The 7,812-nt window shown below is 69.3% G+C and carries 4 protein-coding genes; 1 reads left to right on the top strand and 3 read right to left on the bottom strand.

The window, feature by feature from the left end; translation table 11 throughout:
* The 3 genes from VP06_RS20930 to VP06_RS20920 form a co-directional block, all read right to left on the bottom strand.
* Positions 1-972, bottom strand: a 972-nt coding sequence (locus VP06_RS20930; RefSeq protein ID WP_048465720.1) for a DUF7146 domain-containing protein, incomplete at its 3' end; no start/stop codon positions are given.
* Between the two features lie 26 nt (positions 973-998).
* Complete coding sequence (locus VP06_RS20925; protein WP_048465719.1) at positions 999-5,321, bottom strand: strawberry notch family protein; 4,323 nt, start codon at positions 5,319-5,321, stop codon at positions 999-1,001.
* Positions 5,322-5,784: 463 nt separating this feature from the next.
* Positions 5,785-7,005 (bottom strand): IS256 family transposase, encoded by a 1,221-nt coding sequence (locus VP06_RS20920; protein ID WP_048465718.1) that lies wholly within the window; start codon positions 7,003-7,005, stop codon positions 5,785-5,787.
* 62 nt (positions 7,006-7,067) lie between these two features.
* On the opposite strand from VP06_RS20920, the gene VP06_RS33835 reads away from it, so the two are divergent.
* Complete coding sequence (locus VP06_RS33835) at positions 7,068-7,697, top strand: MucR family transcriptional regulator (RefSeq protein WP_082167530.1); 630 nt, start codon at positions 7,068-7,070, stop codon at positions 7,695-7,697.
* The last annotated feature ends 115 nt before the right edge of the window (positions 7,698-7,812 follow it).

Raw genomic sequence — 7,812 nt, 5'->3', positions numbered from 1 at the left:
AGTTCCGGGCGTCGCTTGACAGCGATTGAAGTCGTCCTCGCGCGGAACGAGTTCACCGACCAGGATGCCCTGGGCCTCGGCGCGTCGGCGCAGGGTCCACGCTCCCCGCTCCCCGGCCTCGTCGGCGTCGCGGGCGATGTAGAGCTGGCGCAAGCCCGCCGGCAGGTTCAGGGCGGCAAGGTGCCCGGCCGAGAGCGCAGCCACATGGGGCACGGATCGCATCAGGCGGTGCACCGACAGCACGGACTCGACGCCCTCGCCGGCCACCATCACGTCCGACACGGTGCCGGGAAAGCGCACGCCGTGGCCGAGCAGGTTGCCGAGCACGCGGCGGGGCTTCGGCAGATCGGCCTTGCCTCGCCCGTCCGGCGCGAGCCAGGTCCGCCCCACCGCCGTGACCCCACCCTCGAGATCGGTGACGGTAGCGAGCAGCGCCGGGTGCCATGTGTCGGGACCGGGATGCTTGCGGGACGGCCGATAGAGGCAGCGCGGGTGGAAGCGTAAGGCCGACAGGCTCGCGGCGTGCTCGATCCCGCGTGAGCGCAGGTATGCCTCCGCCGGGGTGCCAGCCAGCGGCCGCCCGTAGCGCAGCATGCGCTGGGCCGACTCCGTGGTGTCCCGCGCCGGGGGAAGCGCCTCGCGACGCTCCGGCTCGGGCGGTTCGGGTAGGCTCAGGAAGGCCCGGGCCTCGGCGAGCGCATCGCGCCAGTCCTCGCCGCGCTGAAGCCGGATCACGTCGAGGAGGTCGCCGTGCTCGCCGGTGGCCGCATCCTGCCACTTGCCCCGCCGGCCCTTGCCGCTGGCGGGGCCGGTCAGGCGCACGTAGAGGGAGCCGCCTTGCGCGTTGAACACGTCCCCGACGCACCAGTACCGGCCGGAGCGGTAGCCGTTCGACAGGTAGCGCCGACAGAACCACTCGACGTTGTTGGCGAGTTGGGCCGCGATATCCGAGGCGGGGGGCAGTGTCGGCATAGTCGTACCTCCGTCGGGACGCGACATTAAGCGTGAGCGGTGACGGCGACGCAACGTAGGAGCGCATGGCGCTCCATCATCGCGGCCAGAATGGCCGCGCCGCGCTCCCCGGTGGGGATGAACAGGCGGGTGCGCCAAGAGATCACCTCGGCAAACAGCCCGATCGTCTTCAACCCCGTCCGCGCGCTCTCGCTCGCCCCGATCACTTCGATCCGATCCTCAGCCATCACCCTGACTCTCTTCACCTGGAGCCCGCCCGCGAGTTGCAGGCTGGTCCGCCCTCCAAGCACGGCGGCGTAGGCCTCGGCCGGCGCCATGGCGGTGCCGGCGCCGAGGTTCAGCCGCTCGCGGGTGACGTGCAGGTCCTGGGCCTCGACCACGCGCCCGACGATGCGCTCGCCCTCGTCCGTGACGAGGCGGAACACGCGCATGTCGATACCCGGCAGCCGGTCCCAGATCGGCAGGAGGAGCCCGGTGACGACGTGCAGGCTGCGTTCCTCGAACTCGGGCAGGCTCGCAAGCTCGGCCTTCCACGCCGCCACGAACGCCTCGGCCGACACCTCCTCGAACGAGGAGCGAGCGTACTGGTCGCGATCGAGAACCTGACGCTGGAGCGGGCGCACCAGGCGCACCCGCGGGACCACGGAGCCGTCCTCGCGGGTCTCGCTCGCCGCCTTGCCCATCAGCGCGGGCCGACCCGATTTGCCGTTCACGACCGGCTGGTAGCCCTCCTCGATGTAGGTGAGGGCGGTTTCCAGATCGAGCGGGCGGACCCGACGCCGCTCCGTGATGGTGAGGAGGTGGGTGCGCGCCCCGCTCTGCGGGTGGGTGTAGGCGACCTCGCGGTCGGTCACCACGAACGACTCGGCGGTGAGCACCTCGACGCCGATGTCGTAGACCCCGGCCGAGATCGCGCCCTCGATCACCAGGGCCAAGCGCTCCTCGAACGCCTCGAACAGGCGGTTCTGCATGGCGATGCGCAGGGCGAGCACCCGGTTGAGGAAGCGGCCGATCGCCGGCAGCTCGTCGAGGAGGCCGCCGGTCTCGTTGGTGAGGGCAAGGCCGGTCATGGCCTCGAACTCCTTGAGCGGGCAGCCCTCGATCTCGCCGCGCACGATCGCCCAGAACAGTTGGCGGAGCGCGGTCGCCGCGTAAGGGCCTTCCAGATTGTCCTCGGGCCGGAACAGCCCCTGGCCGCCGGTCTGGCGCTGGCCGCGCGTGATCGCGCCAAGGGTGTCGAGGCGCCGAGCGATGGTCGAGAGGAAGCGCTTCTCGCCCTTCACGTCGGTGGTCACCGGCCTGAACACGGGCGGCTGGGCCTGGTTGGTGCGGTTGGTGCGGCCCAAGCCCTGCACGGCGGCATCAGCCTTCCAGCCGGCCTCCAGCAGGTAGTGCACGCGCAGGCGCTGGTTCTTGGCGCCCCGATCGGCGTGGTAGCTGCGCCCGGTGCCGCCGGCATCCGAGAACACGAGGACCTGCTTCTCGTCGTCCTGGAAGGCCTGCGTCTCCGAGAGGTTGGCCGCGCCCGGGCGGTTCTGGAGCACCAGGCGGTCGATCCCGTCCTTGCCCGTCTGGCGCACGATCCGGCGCGAGCGTCCCGTCACCTCGGCGACGACCCCGGTGCCGAAGTGGTGCAGGATCTGGTCGAGGGCCGATTGCACGGGGGTGAGGCCGCACAGGTGCTCGATCAGGTTGTCGCGGCGCTCTACCGCCTCGCGGCAGTGGACGATGTTGCCGTCGGCGTCGACCACGGGCCGGGACAGGATGTTGCCGCTGTCATCGGTGTAGGGCTCGTAGAGCTGGGTCGGGAAGGCGCTCGCGAGGTAGTCCAGGACGTACTCGCGCGGGGTGACGTCGACCTGAAGGTCACCCCATTCCGAGGAAGGGATCTCTGCCAGGCGCCGCTCCATCAGCGCCTCGCCGGTCGAGACGATCTGGACGACCGCCGCGTGACCGGCCTCGATCCCCGCCTGGATCGCCGCGATCAGGCTCGGGCACTTCATCGCCGTGAGCAGGTGGTTGAAGAAGCGCTGCTTGCTCGACTCGAAGGCCGAGCGGGCAGCGGATTTGGCCTGACGGTTCAGTGTACCCGACGCCCCCGTCACGCCCGAGGCTTTCAGCGCCGCGTCGAGGTTGGTGTGGATCACCTGGAAGGCGTCGGCATAGGCGTCGTAGATCGCCGTCTGCTCGGGGCTGAGCGCATGCTCCAGCATCTCGACCTCGACGCCGGCGTAGGACAGCGAGCGGGCGGTGTAGAGGCCGAGCGCCTTCAGATCGCGCGCCAGCACCTCCATCGCCGCAAGGCCGCCCTGATCCATGGCCGAGACGAAGTCCGACCGGGTCGGGAATGGGAAGGCACCGCCGCCCCAGAGCCCGAGGCGGTGGGCGTAGGCCAGCTTCTCGACCGTGACCGCGCCGGTGGCGCTCACGTAAAGCACCCGTGCATCGGGCAGGCGGTATTGCAGACCCAGGCCCGCCTTGCCCTGCTGCGAGGCCTCGACCACGCCGCGATCACCCGAGCCGGCCGCCGCGTTGGCGAGCGCGTGCGCCTCGTCGATGGCGATCACGCCGTCGAAGTTCGGCCCGAGCCAGTCGCAGATCTGATCGAGGCGCGAGGCCGCGCCGTTGCGCGCGCCGCCGCGCAGGGTGGCGAAGGTCGTGAACAGAATGCCCTTAGAGAGGGTCACGGGCTTGCCCGGAGCGAAGCGGGACAGCGGCACGATCTGGAGCGGCTCGCGCCCGAGATGGCGCCAGTCGCGCCGGGCGTCCTCCAGCAGCGCGTCGGACTTCGATATCCAGAGCGCCCGACGCCGGCCCTGCATCCAGTTGTCGAGGATGATCCCGGCGACCTGGCGTCCCTTGCCTGCCCCGGTGCCGTCGCCGAGGAAGAAGCCCTGACGGAAGCGCACCGCGCCCTCCGCTCCCTCGGCCGCGGCCGAGAGGAGCGTTCCGGTCTCGTCGACCGTCCAGTGGCCCGGCAGGTGGCGGGCATGCGCGGCGCCGGCATAGATCACCGTCTCGAGCTGGCATTCCGAGAGCAGACCGCCCGTGACGATCGTGGCCGGCAGGCGCGGGGTGTGGCTGGGCCTCGGCAGGTGCACCGAGGCCATCGCCGTCGACTGCACCAGCGGGGTCGGGTGGGGCTGTGAGCCCTCGATCCGCAGGGTCTCCAGCCCGTAGGCCTCGTAGAGGGCGGCCTCGGCCGCCAAGGCGGCGGGGAACTCCTCGAAGATCGTGTAGGCGACCTCCGGAGCCGTCTCCGTATCCGAGCCGGATGCGAGGGTGGGCGCCGGGCACGCAGCGACGGGGCGGGCGACCGGTCGGCGGGTCAGCCCCGGGATGGCACTGCGCAACGGAGTGGCGGAAGTCAGGACCGATACGGACGTCGACGGCGACGCACGGCGGGGTGGAACGCCCGCCACGACGGCGGCGAGCAGGGCGCCGACATCCGGGACGATCCCGATCGGCTCGACGCCCCGGCCGACCTCCGCGATCGGCACCCGGTCGAACACGATGAGGCGCACGTCGATCGTGGTGCCGTGCTTGGCATAGGCCCGGCCCGACAGGCCGGCGGAGAAGACGAGGCGCCCGCCCCGCTCGGCCAGCGCCGCGTATGCGGACGCGGTCGAGGGGCGATCCGGGCGGAACCCCTCGCCCGTGATGGCGACGAGGCGCCCGCCGGTGGGGAGGCGCGACAGTGCCGAGCGCAGGTGGTCGGCGGTGGCGTCGCGGTAGCGGCCCTCGACGTTCGCCGCGACGGAGAACGGCGGGTTCATCAGCACCACGTCGGGGAGCACACTCGCGTCGAGGCGGTCATGGATCTGGGCGGCGTCGAGTTGGGTGATGCCGCTGCCCGGGAAGAGCTGACCGAGCAGCCCGGTACGGGTCGCGGCCAACTCGTTGAGATGCAGGCGCGCACCGCCAAGTTCGGCATGGATCGCGAGGAGGCCTGTCCCGGCCGAGGGTTCCAGTAGCGCCTCGCCCGGCCGCAGGCCGCAGGCGAGCGCCGCGACGTAGCCGAGGGCCAGGGGCGTCGAGAATTGCTGATACGCCTCGCTCTCCTCCGAGCGCCGGGTCTGGGTCGGGAGCAGCCCGGCGATCCGCGCCAACATGGCAAGCCGCGCCGCCGGCGTCGTGGCCCGGGCCTGGATCGCCGGCCAGAACCCGGCGGCGTCGCTCCCGCCGCAGAACGCTTCCATCGCCGCGCGCAGGGCCGCCGTCTCGACCGCCTGCCCCCGGGCGAGATGCTCGGCGATGCAAGTCCCGGCCTGTAGGATCGCGGCCGGGCTCGGGCTGGGAAGGAGCGCCGTGCTGGCAAGCAGGTGCTGGGCGTTGATCGAGACGTTCATCGGGGGGCTCCACTCGGGTTCCTGCCGACTGGCCAGGGCTCTCTCTCGCCCCTAGCCTTCGGCTTCCCCCCTTCCCGATCCCCTCTTCCTCTCGAACCGTGCCCTAGCGCACCGCACTTGCCTCATCCAGATGCGATGGCTGACCGTTGTATGTGCAAGACAATGCAGTGTGACTTTAATCCAATTGACCGAGTCCCGCCTCACGAGTTCTTGTGGTGGTACGCGGCGTGAGAGTTGCGAAGATTGGAATTGTGCGAGATACGAGACACCTTGGCCGCGCCTGCTGGCTCGTAGAGGGACGTGTGGGTTGAGCAAACCGCAGACGGTGGATGGTGCACGGCTACTGACCGGCATGGCCGAGATCGTGAGCGCCTACGCTGCCAGGAACAAGCTGACGCCGCGTGAGCTCGTCGAGGCGATTAGGGACTGTCAGGAATTTCGTGTGCGAACGGCGGGTTGAACATCAGGCCGCCATGGCCTTTGTGAAGCGCTCGCCAAAGATGATGGCGAACTGTGCCTTGGCCATGATCCACTCACGTGGTCCCATCTTCCACGCCTTCTCGGATCGGTTCAAGACGAGGTAGAGGAGCTTCAAAGCGGCCTCGTCGGTCGGGAAGTGGCCCCTGGCGCGCACGGCGCGGCGCAGCGTGGCGTTGAGGGCCTCGATGGCATTGGTCGTGTAGAGGATGCGCCGGACCTCGCCCGGAAAGGCGTAGAACGGCACGACCTCGCTCCAAGCACGTCGCCAGCTCTGGCCGATGGCCTGATAGCGCTGGCCCCAGGGCCCCGCCTCGAAGGCTGTCAGCGCTGCCTCAGCGGCGGTGGCGTCGACGGCACGATAGATGTCCTTCAAAGCCGCGGCCACGGGTTTGCGGTCCTTGTAGGAGACGAAGTCCAGGCTGTGCCGCAGCAGATGGACGATGCAGGTCTGGACCATCGTCTCGGGAAAGACGGCGCGGATCGCATCGGGGAAGCCCTTCAGCCCGTCGACGACCGCCAGCAGCACGTCCTCGACGCCGCGGTTCCTGAGTTCGTTCATGACGCGAAGCCAGAACTTGGCGCCCTCGTTCTGCTCCAGCCAGAGGCCGAGGATCTCCTTGGATCCGTTGGCGCGCACGCCGAGTGCGATGTGCACGGCCTTGTTCCGGACAAGGCCTTCGTCGCGCACTTTGATCCGTAGGGCGTCGAAGAACACCAGCGGATAGACGGGATCGAGCGGCCTGGCTTGCCAAGTCGCGACCTCCTCCAGCACTGCGTCAGTGACGGTGCTGATGAGATCGGGCGAGACTTCGATGCTGTAGAGCTCGCGCAAGTGACCGACAATCTCCCGGGCACTCATGCCGCGGGCGTACATCGACACGATCTTGTCGTCGAAGCCGGGAAAGCGGCGCTGATACCGGGCGATGAGCTGCGGGTCGAATGTCGCCTGTCGGTCCCGCGGAATCGCCAGCTCAATGCGGCCCGTTTCCGTCGTCACCGTCTTGCGGCCGTAGCCGTTACGGGTGTTGCCGGCCTCTTCGCCTGCCAGATGATGGTCCATCTCGGCGTTGAGCGCTCGCTCCGCCAGAGCCTTCTTCAGAGCGTCGATGAGGCCGTTGGCCTCAAAAGCCGCCTTGGGATCGGCCCCAGCCAGCAACTGGTCCAGGATCGCGTCAGGGATGTGAGGTGCTTTGCGTCGTGCCATCGGGAACCTCCTTCGGGTCCACTATGGCCGCTCACACACGGAATTTCTGACAGTCCCAGGCGATTACGCACGTCGCGCAAGCTCTTGCATCCGTTCAGCACGCAACCATCGCTCCAGAAGTCTCGACCCCGCTGACGCCGGAGGAACTCGTGACCGCGATCCGCCTCGGCAGGATCGACGGGAGCAAGCCCCGCCCGCTCACACGGGCCGAAATCGCGGCCTCGATCCAGGACAAGTACCTCATCAGCTTCGAGAATGGCCTGCCCTACTCGATGCTGCGCCGGCACCTCACGACCATGGGGATGACGCCGGACGAGTACCGGGCGAAGTGGGGCCTGCCCGAGGATTACCCCGTGGTGGCGCTCCATTTGACGCGCCGCCGGCATGTGCATGCCAAGAGCATGACCCTCGGCAGTCACGAACGTCTGCCCCGGGCACCGCGCAGCGACAAGCGCAAATTCCGGCTGGAAGGCGGTGTCTGGATCACCAACACCCCGACCGGTGCAGCGTCTCGCGATCAAGGTGCAGACGACCCGGAACGACAGATCCCCGTGCCGCTCGGCACGGGGTTGATGGTGACGCCCGAGGTCGCCGCGCTGGCGATAGCCCCGCAAAAAGAAACCCCCGCGCCTCTCGGCACGGGGGTGATGACAACGCCTGAGGGCGTGGTGGTGGCGACGATCCCGGTCTGACCCGGGGCCGCCGCCGGGGTTAGGGGCTACTCGGCCGCGATCCGGTAAGCCTCGATCACCTCATCCTCGCTCCGGGGTTCATCACCGTCCTCTGCGAGGAAGGCCGGAAGCGCTT

It is taken from the genome of Methylobacterium aquaticum, assembly GCF_001043915.1.
Classification (GTDB): Bacteria; Pseudomonadota; Alphaproteobacteria; order Rhizobiales; family Beijerinckiaceae; genus Methylobacterium; species Methylobacterium aquaticum.
This window is presented reverse-complemented; position numbering and strand designations above follow the sequence as displayed.

Excerpts from the sequence above, each read along its gene's own strand:
- VP06_RS20925 (WP_048465719.1), bottom strand. The coding sequence starts at position 5,321 with ATGAACGTCTCGATCAACGCCCAGCACCTGCTTGCCAGCACGGCGCTC.
- VP06_RS20920 (WP_048465718.1), bottom strand. The coding sequence starts at position 7,005 with ATGGCACGACGCAAAGCACCTCACATCCCTGACGCGATCCTGGACCAG.